Origin of the sequence: Pontibacter arcticus (assembly GCF_003284895.1) — a bacterium.
In the GTDB taxonomy this organism is placed as follows: domain Bacteria; phylum Bacteroidota; class Bacteroidia; order Cytophagales; family Hymenobacteraceae; genus Pontibacter; species Pontibacter arcticus.
Genome location: NZ_QMDV01000004.1, coordinates 133210 through 149769 on the forward strand (window position 1 = coordinate 133210; position 16560 = coordinate 149769).

The 16560-nt window shown below is 44.0% G+C and carries 18 protein-coding genes and 1 tRNA gene; 6 read left to right on the top strand and 13 right to left on the bottom strand.

The genetic code is table 11. The features are described from left to right. Window positions 1–599 precede the first annotated feature (599 nt). Window positions 600–1010: a response regulator gene (locus DP923_RS13315; protein ID WP_112306366.1), complete on the top strand. Its 411-nt coding sequence runs from the start codon at window positions 600–602 to the stop codon at window positions 1008–1010. Between the two features lie 59 nt (window positions 1011–1069). Here DP923_RS13315 and DP923_RS13320 read toward each other — a convergent pair whose 3' ends face one another. The 6 genes from DP923_RS13320 to DP923_RS13345 all read right to left on the bottom strand — a co-directional run bounded on the left by DP923_RS13320 (window position 1070) and on the right by DP923_RS13345 (window position 5611). Next, window positions 1070–2413 carry a sensor histidine kinase gene (locus DP923_RS13320; protein WP_112306367.1) on the bottom strand — a complete coding sequence of 448 codons (1344 nt, stop codon included), beginning with the start codon at window positions 2411–2413 and terminating at the stop codon, window positions 1070–1072. Window positions 2414–2418: 5 nt separating this feature from the next. Next, complete coding sequence (locus tag DP923_RS13325) at window positions 2419–3447, bottom strand: ATP-binding protein (RefSeq protein ID WP_112306368.1); 1029 nt, start codon at window positions 3445–3447, stop codon at window positions 2419–2421. Beyond that, entirely contained in the window at window positions 3437–3841 is a 405-nt protein-coding gene (locus DP923_RS13330) for an anti-sigma regulatory factor (RefSeq protein ID WP_112306369.1), read from the bottom strand. The genes DP923_RS13325 and DP923_RS13330 overlap by 11 nt, the downstream gene beginning before the upstream one ends. After that, window positions 3834–4247 (bottom strand): STAS domain-containing protein, encoded by a 414-nt coding sequence (locus tag DP923_RS13335; RefSeq protein WP_112306370.1) that lies wholly within the window; start codon window positions 4245–4247, stop codon window positions 3834–3836. The genes DP923_RS13330 and DP923_RS13335 overlap by 8 nt, the downstream gene beginning before the upstream one ends. Before the next feature lie 4 nt (window positions 4248–4251). Continuing rightward, window positions 4252–5127 carry an STAS domain-containing protein gene (locus DP923_RS13340; RefSeq protein WP_112306371.1) on the bottom strand — a complete coding sequence of 292 codons (876 nt, stop codon included), beginning with the start codon at window positions 5125–5127 and terminating at the stop codon, window positions 4252–4254. A 410-nt stretch (window positions 5128–5537) separates the two neighbouring features. Then, a tRNA-Arg gene (locus tag DP923_RS13345) sits at window positions 5538–5611 on the bottom strand. A 173-nt stretch (window positions 5612–5784) separates the two neighbouring features. Between DP923_RS13345 and DP923_RS13350 the strand changes: the two genes are divergently transcribed. Beyond that, entirely contained in the window at window positions 5785–6201 is a 417-nt protein-coding gene (locus tag DP923_RS13350; RefSeq protein ID WP_112306372.1) for an organic hydroperoxide resistance protein, read from the top strand. A 287-nt stretch (window positions 6202–6488) separates the two neighbouring features. Here DP923_RS13350 and sucC read toward each other — a convergent pair whose 3' ends face one another. Continuing rightward, a complete protein-coding gene (gene sucC, locus DP923_RS13355; RefSeq protein ID WP_112306373.1) occupies window positions 6489–7691 on the bottom strand; it encodes an ADP-forming succinate--CoA ligase subunit beta in 1203 nt (400 codons plus the stop codon). Window positions 7692–7902: 211 nt separating this feature from the next. Here sucC and DP923_RS13360 point away from each other — a divergent pair, with 211 nt between their 5' ends. The 4 genes from DP923_RS13360 (at window position 7903) to DP923_RS13375 (ending at window position 13247) form a co-directional block, all read left to right on the top strand. Continuing rightward, window positions 7903–8955, top strand: a complete 1053-nt coding sequence (locus DP923_RS13360) for an AI-2E family transporter (protein WP_112306374.1) — start codon at window positions 7903–7905, stop codon at window positions 8953–8955. A gap of 186 nt (window positions 8956–9141) precedes the next feature. After that, a complete protein-coding gene (locus tag DP923_RS13365) occupies window positions 9142–9798 on the top strand; it encodes an ABC transporter ATP-binding protein (protein ID WP_112306375.1) in 657 nt (218 codons plus the stop codon). Window positions 9799–10139: 341 nt separating this feature from the next. Beyond that, the gene (locus DP923_RS13370) at window positions 10140–10928 is read left to right on the top strand and encodes a hypothetical protein (protein WP_112306703.1); all 789 of its coding nucleotides are present in this window, start codon (window positions 10140–10142) and stop codon (window positions 10926–10928) included. A 324-nt stretch (window positions 10929–11252) separates the two neighbouring features. Next, a complete protein-coding gene (locus DP923_RS13375; protein WP_317047283.1) occupies window positions 11253–13247 on the top strand; it encodes a RecQ family ATP-dependent DNA helicase in 1995 nt (664 codons plus the stop codon). 365 nt (window positions 13248–13612) lie between these two features. Here DP923_RS13375 and DP923_RS13380 read toward each other — a convergent pair whose 3' ends face one another. The 6 genes from DP923_RS13380 to DP923_RS13405 form a co-directional block, all read right to left on the bottom strand. Further along, entirely contained in the window at window positions 13613–14095 is a 483-nt protein-coding gene (locus DP923_RS13380) for a GNAT family N-acetyltransferase (RefSeq protein ID WP_112306376.1), read from the bottom strand. Between the two features lie 78 nt (window positions 14096–14173). Next, window positions 14174–14797, bottom strand: a complete 624-nt coding sequence (locus DP923_RS13385) for an HAD family hydrolase (protein WP_112306377.1) — start codon at window positions 14795–14797, stop codon at window positions 14174–14176. Window positions 14798–14805: 8 nt separating this feature from the next. Further along, window positions 14806–15066, bottom strand: a complete 261-nt coding sequence (locus DP923_RS13390; RefSeq protein ID WP_112306378.1) for a hypothetical protein — start codon at window positions 15064–15066, stop codon at window positions 14806–14808. Between the two features lie 21 nt (window positions 15067–15087). Then, window positions 15088–15309, bottom strand: coding sequence for a VF530 family protein (locus tag DP923_RS13395; RefSeq protein WP_112306379.1), 222 nt, complete (start codon window positions 15307–15309; stop codon window positions 15088–15090). Between the two features lie 50 nt (window positions 15310–15359). Continuing rightward, entirely contained in the window at window positions 15360–16091 is a 732-nt protein-coding gene (locus DP923_RS13400) for an FRG domain-containing protein (protein ID WP_112306380.1), read from the bottom strand. 85 nt (window positions 16092–16176) lie between these two features. Then, window positions 16177–16557 (bottom strand): SRPBCC domain-containing protein, encoded by a 381-nt coding sequence (locus DP923_RS13405; protein ID WP_112306381.1) that lies wholly within the window; start codon window positions 16555–16557, stop codon window positions 16177–16179. Window positions 16558–16560 lie beyond the last annotated feature (3 nt).

Genomic DNA, 16560 nt, shown 5'->3' on the forward strand with positions numbered 1-16560 from the left:
TGTTTGATGGAGTTATTTACTTATATAAGCCTAAAAAGGATATAGCTAACATACGATACGAAAGCATATGGAGCAAGATTCATACTTTTAAAAACAGAATAGCTTTTTACTTGTAGTCTGAAACTGAAGGTGATCAGCGAAGGCATTTATACTTTGAAATACTTCAGCGCTCCTGTTTTTAATGATTAAAGCCGCCGTTTTTGTAACCACCGATAACTATATGTTGGCGCTCGCAGGTGTAAGAAAGCGGCAAGTGCAGCTTAACCTGTTTTATAGAAAGGTGCGGAACAGGTTAGTTAACTTAAAACAACACAGACAAGCGGATGCAGCTAAAGTATAACTAGTTGTATGTGTAAGGAGAAGGACAATTTTTGGGAGCGAAAAAGCCTTAAAATTATACTTGCCGGAGCGTTCTGAGAATAGTTTTTTTCTTTTGCTAAGGGTTTATTGGTATAGCAGCGTGGGTAAACTACTAAAGTTAGTTATTGTTTTAAAAGACACTTTGAAATGGGGAATCTTAATTTGATATTTGTTGTCGTAAATGCAACTCTTTTAGTAGTTACTACAGTTTGTAATTATCCAGAATTTATATCAAAGCAATGCTCGAACTAATACTATTAGTTGATGATGATGATACAACTAATTTCCTGAACAAGCGCCTGCTCGAAGACATGCAGGTGGCTAAGGAAATTATGGTATGTACCAATGGCAGGGATGCAATAGAATATTTAAGTGATGCCTGTATAGAAGCTTCGGGTAAAAAATGCCCGGACCTGATATTTCTGGATATTAAGATGCCTGTAATGGATGGCTTTTCTTTCCTGGATGAATATCAGAACCGCCAGTTAGATGCACAGGACCACGTCATTATTATGATGCTAACCTCTTCGGCCAGCTTTTACGACCTGGAACGCCTGAAGAACTATAGCCGTGTTAAAAAGCATTATTCCAAAACGCTTACCAAGCACGATGTGCAGGAGTTGCTGCAGGAATTTTTCAACAGAAATTAACTATTCATACATCAAAAAGCCTGCTTTACCAAAGCAGGCTTTTTGATGTATGAATGTATTTATTCTTTGATTACTTCGCTGGCTGGCCAGGTAAAACTAAACCTGGTACCACGCCCTTCAGACTCCAGCCATACTTTGCCACCCTTGCCTGTTATAATCCGCTTAACGATAGATAAGCCTAGCCCGGTACTGTTTCCGGCACTATCCATATTTACTGTTTGGTAAACATTAAAAATATGCTGATGGGAACGGGCAGGTATACCAGGGCCATTATCCTGCAATGCAAAATAAAGCCAATCTCCTTGTTGGGTAAAACTAAGTTCTATAGTGGCATCCTGCTTCAGGTCGTGGTATTTAATGGCGTTGCCTATCAGGTTACTGAATACCTGGTGCAGAAGTATACTTTCCGTTCTGAGCTTTAAAGGCGTTTCCGGTAAGATGATGGTAATGTAATCCGGCAGGTTCAGCAGTTCGGTAACACCCTTTACCAACTCGTGCAGATCGGTTTCTACTTTAGTTATGTTCTTCCGGCCGGCCAGCGAGTAAGCCAGTATGCTCATAATAAACTGGTCCATGCGGGCTGTCTGCTGTTGCAGCATCGGAAGCAGGGTTTTGGCCTCAGTTAACTTGTTAGTGCTCAAACAGTCTTTTAGCGCTTCTGAAAGGCCATTTATATTCTGTAAGGGCGCACGCAGATCATGGGATACGGTATGGGCAAAGGTATCGAGGTCTTCGTTTATACTTTGCAGCTGGGTATTCTGGCTTTCACGCTCCTGCAGCAGCACCTGGATATCGTTGTTGGTTTGTTGTAGTTGCTTGTTTAGCCTGCTGATTTCCTGTAAGCGCTGCTCGGCTACTTCGTTGCGTTCGCGGAGTTGTTCCAGCACTTCCAGCAACTGCATGTTCTGGCGTTTAATTTCTGCATAAGGCGATACCCCATCCTGATCAAACTCCATTACCCAGTTTTCAGCAATGGCTTTTGTTACAGTAGGCGCGTTGTGTGCCAGGCGCTGGCGCAACGTAACTTTAGTACCTTTCTCCGATTCACTCTGGATATTAAAATAATCTACCAGCTTGCGGGAGTTGAGCAGGCCTGCTCCTTTGATATGGGATGATCCTATATTGCGGTTCATCAGGAAATCTACGTTGCCTATGCCCCGGCCCCGGTCACTCACGATGGCTTCCAAGTAATTTATACTTTGTACTTCCGTTAGACTATACTGTATAGTACCACTGCCTACATGCTCCACCACATTGCGGCAAATCTCTGATACAGCTGTAGCAAACTTGGTCTGGTTGCCGATGGTAATGCCTAATCTTTCGGATAATTGTTTCGCCCGCTTGTAGGCAAGCACTACATCCAGTTCATTGTTGATATTGATTTTTAAGATGACTTTTGGCATACATCTCAGGATTTTGTGCGTGCTACAACTACCAGCGAGTCATCGGTATCGCGTCGGAAATCCCGGTAAACAATGGCAGCAATAATACTGCAGTCATGGCGGTGCAGGTTCGGGTATTTACTCAGGTCCCATCGTGTTTTAATACCATCCGAATGAAGGATAAGCAGCTTATAATTATTCCACTCGTGGGTTTGGGTATTAAGCGTACTCGGAATATTATGCCCTAAAATGCCATTGTAAGCTATAATATTTTTGCTGGCTGTATTCTGGATACCCGGCCCTTCGATGTTAAAAAGCCTGCCGGCAATATTACCAATGCCGCAATAACTTAACATGTTCTGCGCCAGGTTTATGTGCACGATGGTGCCCACAGCGCCGCGTGTTTTCCGGATTGTGTTGTGTATCTGACGCAGGTTATCGGCAGGGTTTAAAGTATGGTTTACCAAAAAAGCAGCGGCTGCTTCGTTGCTGGCTTCATTGGCGGCAGCGCCATGCCCTAATCCATCCAATACAATAAAATAACATTGTTTCCCTTTTTCTGCTATGCCAAAGCCATCGCCACAAAATTGCTCGTTGGGTTTTGGTATGGCTACCGTAGCTACCTCAAAAGGGCTTTTTCTTTTAGGTACTTCGGTTTGCCCTTTATAGATACGCGAAAGTATAACAGTGCCGCCTCCCACAAAAGTATACATATCGAATGTATGGGACTGCCGCATAATAGCCCCTAAACCTTCGCCGGCCGTGCCGGTAGTAGAGGTCCCATCTGCTAACATGCGCTGCGGATCTTTCATGCCGGGACCATTATCCAGGCATAAAATTTCTATCGCGTTATCAGGAGTGAATTTTACAAGCAGTTCGCCGCCGGTAGGGGAGTGCTTTAAAAGGTTAGATGCCATCTCTGACACCACAATATTTATCCGGCCTACTTCAGTTGGCGAAAAGCCGTAGCTTTCGGCCATCCGGGTTATATCCCGTTTTACAATGTTGGCGAAGCTTCTGTCGGTAAGTAGAAACCGCTGGTGTTTAACGTCCATTTTTCCAGTGTGTAACAGTAACTGTAGTACCAGAGCCTACCACACTTTTAATGTCGAATTCGTTTACAAGGCGTTTGGTACCCGGTAACCCAAGGCCCAGGCTTTTGCCAGTCGAAAAGCCGTCCTGCATAGCCTGTGGTATGTTTTCTATACCGGGGCCTTCGTCTGCAAAGATCAGCCTGATGCCGTTCTGCCCGTTTTTGTTGACTATCTCAAGGGTTATTTTACCACCATTGGCATATTTTAACATGTTCCGGACAAGTTCGCTGGCTGCAGTAATAAGTTTGGTTTGGTTTACCAGACTCATTCCTATTTTCACGGCCAGCTCACGCACCCTGTTCCTGAATGGTACAACGTCTTGTTCACGCACGATTTGCATCGTGTCTTTACTCATTGTAATCATCAGGGGCCTCTCCGTTGTCTTCGTCTTCTTGTGTAGTTAACAAATCTGTTCTATCATAGAGCAAATCCATCCCTTTTTCTACGTTAAGGGCCGTGTGCACACCCTGCAGGGTTAAACCAAGCTCTACTAATGTAATAGCCACGGCAGGTTGCATGCCCACTACTACAGTTTCAGCATCCATGATACGGGACATAGAAGCAATGTTGCCCAGAATACGCCCCATAAAGGAGTCAACTATATTAACTGCAGAGATATCGATGAGAACGCCACGCGCGCCGGTTTTGCTTACCATTGCGATAAGGTCATTCTCAAGATTTAGAGCCAGCCTGTCGTATAAGTCTACTTGTATAGTTACCAACAGGAAGGGCCCCATTTTTAAAATTGGAATCCTATCCATGGTATTATCTGATTACTTTACCTGAAAATGAGTTAGCATTCTTCTTTTTTACTTCAAGGGCAAGCATACTGAACGCCAGTTGCAACGCAGAAGATAAAGAAGCTTTAGTTTTAATATTGGAAAGGTCGATGCCCAGATGAACGATTGTCTGCGCAATCTCGGCACGGATACCACTGATGATACACTCGGCACCCATCAGGCGGGTAGCGCTTACCGTTTTAATAAGGTGCTGTGCTACAAGCGAATCCACGGCCGGAACACCTGAAATATCAAGTATAGCAATGTTGCTGCCTGTATTTACAATCTCCTGCAGCAGGTTTTCCATCACAATCTGCGTGCGTGAGCTATCTAGCGTGCCGATAATCGGAAGGGCAAGTATACCATCCCAAACACGGATAACCGGCGTAGAGATTTCGTTTATCTCATCTGTCTGACGAAGTATAACTTCTTCGCGGCCGCGCAGGTAAGTTTCAAATGTATGGATGCTCAGGCTATCGATCAGTTTGTTAAACTGCAGAATCTCCTTGTACAAAACCTCAGGTTTGTCGCGCAGTTCTTTTTCCATCACATCCGTCACGGCTTGTTTCAGGCTCAGGACGTAAAGTGTAACCTCACGCGGCGAAAAACCCTGACGTGCGCGTGTTACCGAAATATCACTTAATATATCTGTAACTTGTTCAAAATCAGAATTATAAATATCTTCTGTGTTTCCTTTTTCCAGGGCAGAAGTAAGTTTATCCAACAACTCTTCTGACTGGCGACGTAACTCATCATTAGAGATCAGGTCTTCGCGAAGCGACTCTTCCGTTAACTGATTTTTAATCCAGTTTTCAAGTATCGTCTTTTTTTTCTTTTTGAGCAGTTGTGCCGATTGGTTCATGTTTTTTTATCTCTTAAGCGTATCGCAGTGTTTATCAGGAACAGATTATATACGAAGATATAATTATAAAATAAGCATACCTATAATCTATGGTAAAACCACTGGCATACGATGTACTAATATTATTGCAAAGCTCACTCATACGGTTGTAAGTGGTTTAAGATACATGCAGCTGTTGTTAATAAAACGGAACGTGGGTTTTGTTTCCTAAACAGAAGCGTACTTATGATTCGAGTGATTACTTCTTGGTAATGAATAGATTATGATTTATCCTGCTAGTAAAACCAGAATCTAGAGGAGTGGTGCCACCTGGTTTGTACATTCTGTAACAAACAGAATTATTTATACTTTGAAGCGCCACAAAAAAAAGCCCTGTAAACATACATTTACAGGGCTTTAAAGCTTTACAGTGCACTCGAAGGGATTCGAACCCCTAACCGTCGGAGCCGAAATCCGATATTCTATCCAGTTGAACTACGAGTGCAGGAATGCAAAAATAGGAACAATGGCGTTAAAACGAAACTTTCGGGCTTAAATTTATAAAGTTAAATCCTGCCGTTAACATATGCGCCTGTTAATTTACTTGCAGCCAAAACAATACCCTCAATTTTTGAGTTTATAGATAACAAGTCAGACATTAAAATAACAAAGCTAACTATGGAAAAACTGTATACGGCAGAAGTAACTGCTACAGGAGGCCGACGTGGCCACGTAAAATCATCAGACGGAATTATTGATATGCCCCTTTCTATACCGGAAGGCTTAGGCGGCGAAAAAGGAAAAACCAACCCTGAGCAATTGTTTGCAGCCGGGTATGCAGCCTGTTTTCAGAGTGCCCTGATGGTGGTAGCTGCTCAGCACAAAGAGCGCCTCGATCCGGCATCTACTGTAAAAGCATACGTAGACCTGCTTAGAGGTGAAAATCACGCGTATGGCCTGGGCGTTAAGCTTGAAGTAGAGCTAAAAGGCGTTGACCGTGAAAAAGCAATACAGATGGTAAACGAAGCGCACCAGATTTGCCCATACTCTGTTGGCGTGCAAGGTAACATCGAAGTAGAACTGGAAGTGATTTAAATTAGAAATTTTAGAAGTCAAAAAGGTAAAAAATGAAGCTGTTTAGTGTTTTAAAAGAAAACTGATGCAGGTTGCCCTTGCTGCGTATTTTCACCAGCAAGCATTAGTAGGCTAACGTATAGTTGTCGGTGAAAACACCAACAACGGCGGGTTTGGGCAAATAATCTATGATACTAAACAACTTCAATGATAACTTTTAACTTCTGAACTTTCTAACTTTTCTTAAAGTATAAAAACAAAAAAGGCTGCCAGTTACGGCAGCCTTTTTTGTTTTTATACTTTAGAGATTAAGCTCCAACTTCAGCTAAAACCTGCTTTACTTTTTCAGCGGCTTCTTTCAAAGCTACGGCAGAGTAAACTTTCAGGCCAGACTCGTCGATGATGCGGGCACCTTCTTCAGCGTTTGTACCTTGCAGACGAACGATGATCGGAACACGGATATCACCAATGTTTTTGTAAGCCTCTACTACACCATTTGCAACACGATCGCAACGAACAATACCACCAAAGATGTTGATCAGGATCGCTTTTACGTTCGGGTCTTTCAGGATAATGCGGAAACCAGCTTCAACAGTCTGTGCATTTGCCCCACCACCTACATCAAGGAAGTTAGCGGGCTCGCCACCGGAAAGTTTAATAATATCCATGGTAGCCATAGCCAGACCAGCACCGTTCACCATACAGCCAACGTTACCGTCCAGCTTTACATAGTTCAGGTTCGATTCGCTTGCCTCAACCTCCAACGGATCTTCTTCTGAAGTATCGCGCAGGGCAGCCAGGTCTTTATGACGGAACAGTGCATTCTCATCTAAATCAACTTTCGCATCTACCGCTAAGATCTTGTTGTCTGAAGTTTTCAGAACAGGGTTGATCTCAAACATAGATGAGTCTGTCTCAACATAAGCTTTGTACAGGTTTGTGATGAATTTCACCATCTCCTTAAAAGCTTCGCCTTCTAAGCCAAACGCGAAAGCGATTTTATTGGCCTGGAAAGGACGCAGCCCAACAGCCGGATCGATCCATTCTTTGATGATCTTCTCTGGTGTGTGCTCAGCAACTTCTTCGATGTCCATACCACCTTCAGTAGATGCCATGATCACGTTCTGACCTTTTGCACGGTCAAGCAGAATGCTCAGGTAAAATTCTTTCGGATCAGACTCGCCAGGGTAATAAACATCTTGTGCAACAAGTACTTTATTTACCAGTTTGCCTTCCGGGCCTGTCTGGTGCGTTACCAGTGTCATGCCTAAAATCTGGCCTGCAATTTCTTTAACCTGGTCAAGGTTTTTAGCAAGCTTAACGCCACCACCTTTGCCACGGCCACCTGCATGTATCTGTGCTTTAATTACATGCCAGCTGGTGCCGGTTTGCTCGGTTAGCTTTTTGGCCGCTTCTACAGCTTCCTCCGGCGTGTCAGCTACGATACCTTCCTGTATGCGTACGCCGAAGCTCTTTAAAATGTCTTTACCCTGATATTCGTGTATGTTCATGCTTTCAGTTTTAATGGACGCACGAAAGTACGTCTTCTTAGCTTTAAATTCAAGTAATGCTTTTTTAAAATCTTAAGGTAAAACAGCATATCACAAGTTTTGTTAGGGCCGGTGTTAGAGGTGCGGTACATAAAACTATAACAAGTAGAGCACATGAAAGGTAAAACAAAAGAAGATATGATGTTTTACGGTTAGTTTTTACCTGTTGCCTATGCCTGCTACCTATACTTTTGCAAAACGTGTGCTGCTTGCTGCTTTCATTATACTTTTAACTGCAGCCGGTTTTTATTTGTTGGGAAAACAAGCCTATTTCTTTTTACTGGTTTTTGCCGGTGTATTGATGGCAGTTATGTTTTGTGGCATTACCGATTGGATTGTGGGCAAAACGCACATGAAACGAGGAATAGCACTGTTGCTATCAGTTATCCTTTTCTTTGGTTTGCTGATCGGGGCTTTCTGGCTGCTGGCTCCTACAGTAGGGCAGCAGATAAAAGAAATGCAGCAAACCTTACCGCAGGCGCTCACGAGCGTAGAAAGCTGGGTCAGTAGCCAAAGCTGGGGCGACAAGGTACTGGATAAAGTGCCGGATGATCTGAGCAGCATGCTGCCAAAGCAGAAAACCATTATATCGGGAGTTACTGGGGCTTTTTCTACCGTTCTGGGCTTCCTCACCGATTTTTTTATTGTGGTGATAACAGCCCTGTTTTTTGCATCCAATCCGAAGTTATATACCCATGGTTTCACCAGATTATTTCCGGTAAAAAGCAGAACGCGCGTACTGGAGGTACTTGATGCGTGTTATACAACGCTCAAACTCTGGTTGGTTGCCATGCTTTTGGCGATGGCTATCATTGGCATAAGTACAGCAATCGGGTATAGTTTAATCGGCTTGCCTCTGGCGTTCGCGCTGGCGTTTATTGCGTTTCTGTTTGCGTTCATTCCCAATATCGGCCCCTGGATTGCCGGGTTGCCTGCTTTGCTGATAGGCCTGACAGAAGGAGGCCAGATGGCATTGTACGTGTTGCTGATTTATGGGGGGATCCAGCTATTTGAAAGCTATCTTATTACACCTTTAATTTTCCAGAAAACAGTAGACTTGCCGCCGGCGTTGCTGCTTTTTTTTCAGGTATTGCTTGGTATCCTGCTTGGTGCGATGGGGCTTTTGCTGGCAGCGCCTATACTGGCCGTTATCATGGTGCTGGTGCAGGAGCTGTATGTAAAAGATGTGCTGGAAAAACCACAGGTACAAAAACCGATGTCCTGATTTTCTGAATTTTTATACTTTGGAAACCTGCATCCGTACACGGCCTGAAAATTACAAGCTAATAGTTACAGCATTTAACCTGGCAGGCGTTGGTATTTTAAGAGCGCATTGCTAAAGTATAGGTTTGTTTTGTAGCTTTGGCTGATTTAAGTTTTAATTGATTGCTCTTTTACAAATACATAAGCTGTGCTCCAGGTATCTAACATTTACAAAAAATACGGTACGTTGCCTGTCCTTAAAGGCATTGATCTTTCCATACTTCCCGGCGAGGTAGTATCGATTGTGGGTGCTTCGGGTGCCGGCAAAAGTACGTTGCTGCACATTTTAGGAACCCTGGATACGGCAGATTCCGGCGATGTGATGTTTGATGACAAGAACATCGCTAAAATGAATGCCGCCGAAATGGCCCGTTTCCGGAACAAGCACATCGGGTTTATTTTCCAGTTTCATAACCTGCTGCCCGAGTTTACGGCCCTCGAAAACGCCTGTTTGCCGGGTTACTTAGGTGGCTTCCCGGAGAAAGAAGTAGAGGAGCGTGCAGCCCATTTGCTGGATATGCTGGGGCTATCGCATCGCCTGCACCACAAACCTTCCGAAATGTCGGGTGGGGAGCAGCAACGCACGGCTGTGGCGCGCGCGCTGATCAACTCACCACGCATTATTTTTGCAGATGAACCCAGCGGTAACCTGGATTCGAAAAACGCCGACGAGCTGCACAATATCTTTTTTAAGCTGCGCGATGAGTTTAACCAGACCTTTGTACTGGTGACGCATAATGAGCAGCTGGCTAACATGGCCGACCGCCGGCTGGTAATGAAAGACGGCCTGATTGTAGGCAGCTAAGTTATACTTCAGACATATTGTTAATTATACTTTGTCGCTCTGTTTCCATACTTTACATGGGAGCAGAGCGATTTCTTTTTGTAAAGCCTGCTACTTGTAACGCAAGTTTTATACTTCTTACCTTAATCCAACTCTGGGCTGTACTTTTACGTAGTTAATCTTTACCCGCTGCTCAACTTTTAGCTTTTTGATACAACTGTGGCAATAGCCAAAAATATTAAAAAAATAATTTATAAGTTACTGATAATCAGTGTTATAAATTTTATAATTTTTAGCATTTTTTGCACTATTCTACACAGGGTTGTGTTTGATATATGTACTACAATAAGAAGCTAAGAGATATGAATCAACCAGAGAAAGAAACAAAAGTGTTGCAGAAGAAGGCAAAGGTCGAGAGTTATGATATTGCCAAATCTGACGAGACACTACATCTGGCGGTTGACCTGGCTAAGTTTATAAAGGAAAACCGATTATACCAGAATATACAGGGCAAAGAATATGTAAACGTCGAAGGCTGGCAATATGCCGGATCGCGACTAGGTATACTTCCTGTAGTAGACCATGTGGTTAACATCAGCACAGATGATGAGATAAAATACCAGGCAAAAGTTAATTTACTTGATCTGCGCAGTCAGCAGATTGTAGGTGCCGGTTTTGCCATCTGTTCTAACAAAGAGAGTGGTAAAAAATATTACCAGGAATTTGCGATTGCCTCAATGGCGCAGACAAGAGCTATTGGTAAAGCATATCGTAACATACTGGCCTGGGTAATTCGTGCTGCCGGTTATGAGCCAACTCCTACCGAGGAAATGGATTATGCAGGCAACGAGCCAGTAGGCAAAGCAGCCGTACCAACCGAGAAGAAGGCAACCATGCGTGCTGCAGCTGCGAATACTGCTACTCCAGAGCCTACAGCAGAAGAAGTGGCAACAAACAGTGTACGGTATGCATCTGCCAAGCAGAAAGAAGAGATCATCAGACTGCTGAACAACCCGGTTATCACGCGCCAGGAAAAAACAAAGATGCTGCTTAACATTAACCGCTTTGACGAAGAACGCGCCGCACAGGCCATCGAGAAACTGAAGAAAGTGATCGAAGACCGTGAAGACGGACAATCTGCCGCAGCGTAAGTAAATTTATACTTATCCTAAACCCTTTTACTTTTTTAGTGAAAGGGTTTTTTTATGCCCGGTTTATACTTTGAAAATGAGAATAGGGCATAGTTTTGAAATGAAGAAGTGAATTAAGTGTAGACCCACCCCTAACCCCTCCGATGAGGGGAATTAGTTTGTAGCAGGACTCGAAAGCAATTCCTGTTAAAGTAATCTTGGTATTCACACTCGTGGGACGCGAGCGAGGGCTGAAAAGTATAATTAAGCTTCAGCAGAGAATTCCCCTCCTTGGAGGGGTTGGGGTGGGTTTACATCTGTACGGTAAATGAGTCTTTAAAAAGGATGCTGAAGTATAACCGAATTTTATACTTCGTGATTATACCGCTTAACCCGTATCTTCGCAACTCAAACAACCGGCCATTGCAGCACATACATTCCATACTTAAAACCTACTGGGGTTACGACCAATTCAGGTCGTTGCAGGAAGATATTATCCGTTCTGTGTTGGCTGGAAAGGATACACTGGCGCTTCTGCCGACAGGTGGCGGTAAGTCGGTTTGCTTTCAGGTGCCGGCTATTGCAAAGGAGGGAATTTGCCTGGTAATAACACCGCTTATCGCCCTGATGAAAGACCAGGTAGAGCAACTAAAGAAGCGAGGCATTTCGGCGGTGGCAGTTTACTCGGGTATGAACCGACGAGAGATCGACATTACGCTGGATAACTGCGTGTACGGGCAGGTGAAGTTTTTATACTTGTCGCCGGAGCGTTTACTGACAGACCTTTTCCAGGAGCGCATGAAGCGCATGAACATCACGCTACTGGCTATCGACGAAGCGCATTGTATTTCGCAATGGGGTTACGATTTCAGGCCGCCTTATCTGCAACTAGCCGAGCTTCGCCTTGCGCTGCCAGAAGTGCCTGTTATTGCGCTTACAGCTACGGCTACCGAAGTTGTCCGGAAAGATATTCAGCAGAAACTACACTTTAGGGAAGAGAACGTTTTTGTAAAGAGCTTTGCCCGCAGCAATCTCTCGTATTCGTGCCTTTATACAGAAGATAAAGTGAGCCGGCTTTTGGAAATTCTGCAGCGCATGCAAGGCCAAAGTATAGTATATGTGCGCAGTCGCCGCGTAACAGTGGAGATAGCCAAATATTTACAATCAAAACGCATTGCAGCAGCAGCCTACCACGCCGGACTTAAGTTTGAGGACCGCAACCTGGTGCAACAAAGCTGGATCGAGGACAACGTACGGGTAATGGTCGCGACCAATGCCTTTGGGATGGGAATTGATAAACCGGATGTAAGGCTGGTGGTACACCTTGGCCTGCCCGAAAGCCTCGAAGCCTATTACCAGGAAGCCGGGCGTGCTGGCCGCGACGAAAAGTATGCGTACGCCACTATTCTGGTTGGGCCGAGTGATGTAGCCGAACTCAAACGCAAAGTACAGGAAGCGCATCCGCCGGTAGAGCTGATCAGGAGAGTGTATCAATCGTTGGCTAATTATTACCAGTTGGCCGTCGGTAGTGGTTTGCTCAGCAACTTTGATTTTGATTTGGCTGATTTTGCCAAGAACTATAAGCTGAATGCGCTGGAAGTTCACCACGTTATCAAAAGGCTGGAGCAGGAAGGCTACGTGCAGCTCAACGAAAGTTACTATATGCCGTCGCGGTTATACTTTCTGCTAGAGAATATGGCCCTGTATGATTTTCAGCTCAAAAACCCTGATCAGGATAGAATGATCCGGTTGCTGCTGCGGCTGCATGGGGGAGAAGCGTTTGCTAACTTCGTGAAGATATCTGAAAGAGCATTGGCTAAATACATGAACATGCCGGAAGCCGATGTCCGGCGCAAACTGGAATACCTGCATAAACTGAAAGTGTTGGTGTACGAGCCGCAACATGATTCACCGCAACTAATTTTTACTGCTCCGCGCCAGGATGCTGCCAACCTGAAACTGGACACTAAAAAGCTGGATCAACTCCGCAGCCGTGCCCTGGAACAGGCCACCGAAATGGGCCGCTACGTAGAAACCGCTAACCGCTGCCGTACCCAGCAATTACTAGAATATTTTGGGGAGGTTTCGGATACAAGCTGCCGCATCTGTGATTATTGCCTGGCGCAACGCAAAAAGACACGCGAACCGGAAGATGGAAAAGCGTTACAGAAAAAAGTGCTGGACCTGCTGCAACAAAAGTCATACTTACCAAAAGAGTTGGTACAACAGTTCGAGCCAAAGTATAACGACACCATAACCAACCTGCTCCGCGAGCTACTTGACTTAGGAAAACTCAAATACCAGGATTCCGGAAAACTGGAACTGACTGAGAAAAGCTGATGATTAAATTTTGGTTTCAAATTAAAATCTGTAATCGCCTTCCGAAATACAACTCGCCGTTGTTGTGTGTTTTCACCAACAACTTATGTAACGACTGATTCAGAATCATAGCTTAAATATCACAGCTCTTTCGGATTTCCAAATCCGAAAGTATGGAGTAGGGGATTTCCTAATCCCTGCGAGCCGCTGTAACAAGGGGATTTCAAATCCCCATCACTAAAGATCCGGATAAAATATCCGAATCAGCTTTATTTCAGCTTTATACTTTCGAACGTAACGTTACAGTAAAATTCCCCTCCTCGGAGGGACTAGGGGTGGGTTACCATTACTGAAAATCCAACATAATCTATACTTCAAAGTATAACTCACTTCTTTTTCCCGGCATCTTTCAGCTCAAGAATCATGTGGTAAGTAGAAGGGGTAAAGCCCTGGTTTTGCCAGAAAGCAAGCCCTGATTCGTTTTTAACGGATACCTGTAATTCGATGTGGTCGGCGCCCATGTCTTCGAGCCAGTTGCGGGCGGCCTCCAACAGTTCTTTGCCAATGCCGCTGCCCCGGTGGCTTTCCTTTACAACCGTTTCCGCAATCAGCCCTTTCCTGGATAGCTTGAAACCTGAAACGCCTTCTTTAAAACTGGTAATGATCATTCCAACCCATTCATCGTGCTGCATGTAGCCGAATACACGCGTATTTTTATCCTTGATGCGGGTTAAGAGTTCGCTTTTTAAAACATGCTCCTGGTTCGGGTTATACTTGAAAACAGCGTGGTGGCCCTGGTGGTAGTGCAGCAGTTCGCGCCAGAGTTCAAAGAGTTCGTCTATATCGTCGGGGGAGGCTTCTCGGATCATGGGAAAGTATACGACGGAGCCGGTTTTAAGCTCTGCAAAAAGTATAATTTTAAAAGCTATATTTCAGCATTAGGCTTTTTAGAACAGCTTTTTCAGGTCAGCGAACTGGTCGAGGTGTTGCTCATACTTTGGTAACTGCCCGAAGCCATACTTGGCGTAAACAAACGGAACGCCTGCTTTTTCGGCAGCCTGCTGGTCGCCGGTGGTGTCGCCAACATAAACAGGGTTTTGCAACTGGTTGCGTTGGATGATGGCACGGATGTTTTCGTTTTTGGGATTACCCGTTCTGCCGGAGCACTCGAAATCAGGAAAGAAAGTATGCAGCTCGTTAAACTCCAGGAACGCTTCGATGTAGCCATCCTGGCAATTACTTACGATAAAGAGTTTATACGTTGGCTGTAAGTATTGCAGTGTTTCCGTTAGGTTTGGGTAGAGTACGCCGCCATACTTGCGGATGTGCGCCATTTCCTCTTTGCCGCTTATTTCCATCAGTTTCTTTTGCTGCGCCTCGCTTAGGTTTGGGAACAGCTTTTTAAAGATCAGGTCGTGTTGCATGCCGGCCACGTTCCGGATATCTTCCGGCGTGATATCCTGAATCTCAAAATTAACCTGCTTTTTAGCGGCTTTCCAGGCTTTGGCAACTGTATCGGCAGCATCCCAGAGCGTGCCATCGAGGTCGAAAATGATGCTGTCGGTTTTCATTTGTTTTGTTAGTTTTCGGGCTGGGTTATTTCTTCGCGGGCTTGCTGGCGTTTCAGTTCTCTGTAGCCCACATACACCGAAACCAGTACGGCAAAGATCAACATGCGGGTATACTCTATTTTAGCGAATTCGGCGGTCCAGTCTACAGGCAGCCCAGAAAACATATTTTTAATAGGCTCCCAAAGGCGTAAGATGGTCGCGAAAAACAGGTAGAATAACAGCATCGGAACTGCCTTCTTCATTACCAGTAAAATAGTTTGCTTGTTCATCAAAGTATAAGTATAAAAGTACTAGCGGTTAAAGGTATACAAGTATAAACCTTCCACTTTCTCGTGGGCCCAAGGCGTTTTGCGCAGAAACTTCAGGCTCGATTTTATACTTGGCTCGTGGTTAAAACTGTTGATATTGATCTTGTAACCCAGTTCTTCCCAACCGTAATACTCTACCAGTTCGGTAAGTATGGCTTCCAGGGTTTTGCCGTGGAGCGGGTTATTTTTCTGTGTTTCTGCCATTGGTGGTTGTAGAAATCATATGAATAAATTTAAACATATAATTGTAAGGTTTAATAAATCGATTGTGATTGAAGTTTATTGTAATTTATTGTTTTACATAGTCCATCCAAATCTGGAAAGATAGTCTTATATGATATTCCAAGTACTTCTAGTTCTCTTTTAATATTTGCTTTTTTAGAGTTTGGAATTCTAAACTTCATGAGATTAGATGCTTCTGAAAATTCTTCGGTTGGATCTCTGAACAATTGAAAAATTCCCTGTTGGGCTTCTATTCTTCTTGAAAGACTTGGTGTAAAGACGAAGTCATAATCCTCCTCCATATCAAAAGGAGATGAAGATTTTTGGATATGTTGATTAAAAGGAAATTGTGATTGAAATGCTATAAAAGATCCATCCGTATCAAAATGGCTTTCATTCTCAACTGCGAAAAATAAAGCGACTAAAGCTGAAAAAGACCAATCTAATAATCTTGTCTTTAAGCCATGATGCTGTGCAACTGCAAGTAAAATAAATAAATTCGATTCGCGTAGCTGATTATAGGAGCTTACTTGAAATTCATTAAATGATGATTTTTCGAACTTTAATAGTATCTCTTTTGAAGAAAAAGGTTCTTTTCCAAATAACCGACCGATACTTGGTTTTAAAGTATAGTCAAAATTCGATTCGCCTCTAAACATCCATTTCCCAGGGTCTATTTTAGAAGTATATAAACTGGAATTGATGTGATCTAAAAGCTTAGTAACTGAAAAGATATGATCTTGAGGTCGGTCGAAAATTCTCATATTCTGAGGAAATAGCTGCTTAAACTGTGAATCTCATGTCAATAAAACATATGCTTATCTGCACTATGTACATAAGTATACTTCCTTACTCTTCATAAAACTCAATAATAGCACCGAAGTACGCTTCGTCCCAGCCTTCTGTAATGTCGTCGTAATCCTGGTCGGGGATGTTGTAATGGCGCAACTCGGCGGAGGTTCCGAATTTGTGCGGGTGCAGCTTAATCGTAACTGTAGAAATCTCCGTTTGGTCGCCGAAGTACCATTGCTGTGTAATCATGCGGCCTTCCTCAAACTCCAGGTTTTTGCCTACAATGCTGCCATCAAACAAAGAGAATTCTGAGCCGGGCTCTGTCGACATGTCGGCTTTGTCGCCGGACCATAACTGGATGGTAGCGGGGTTGGTTAAGGCAATATATACTTCCTCTGGCGATGCCGGTATGATGTAATATTTCTTGTAGTCTTTCATGGG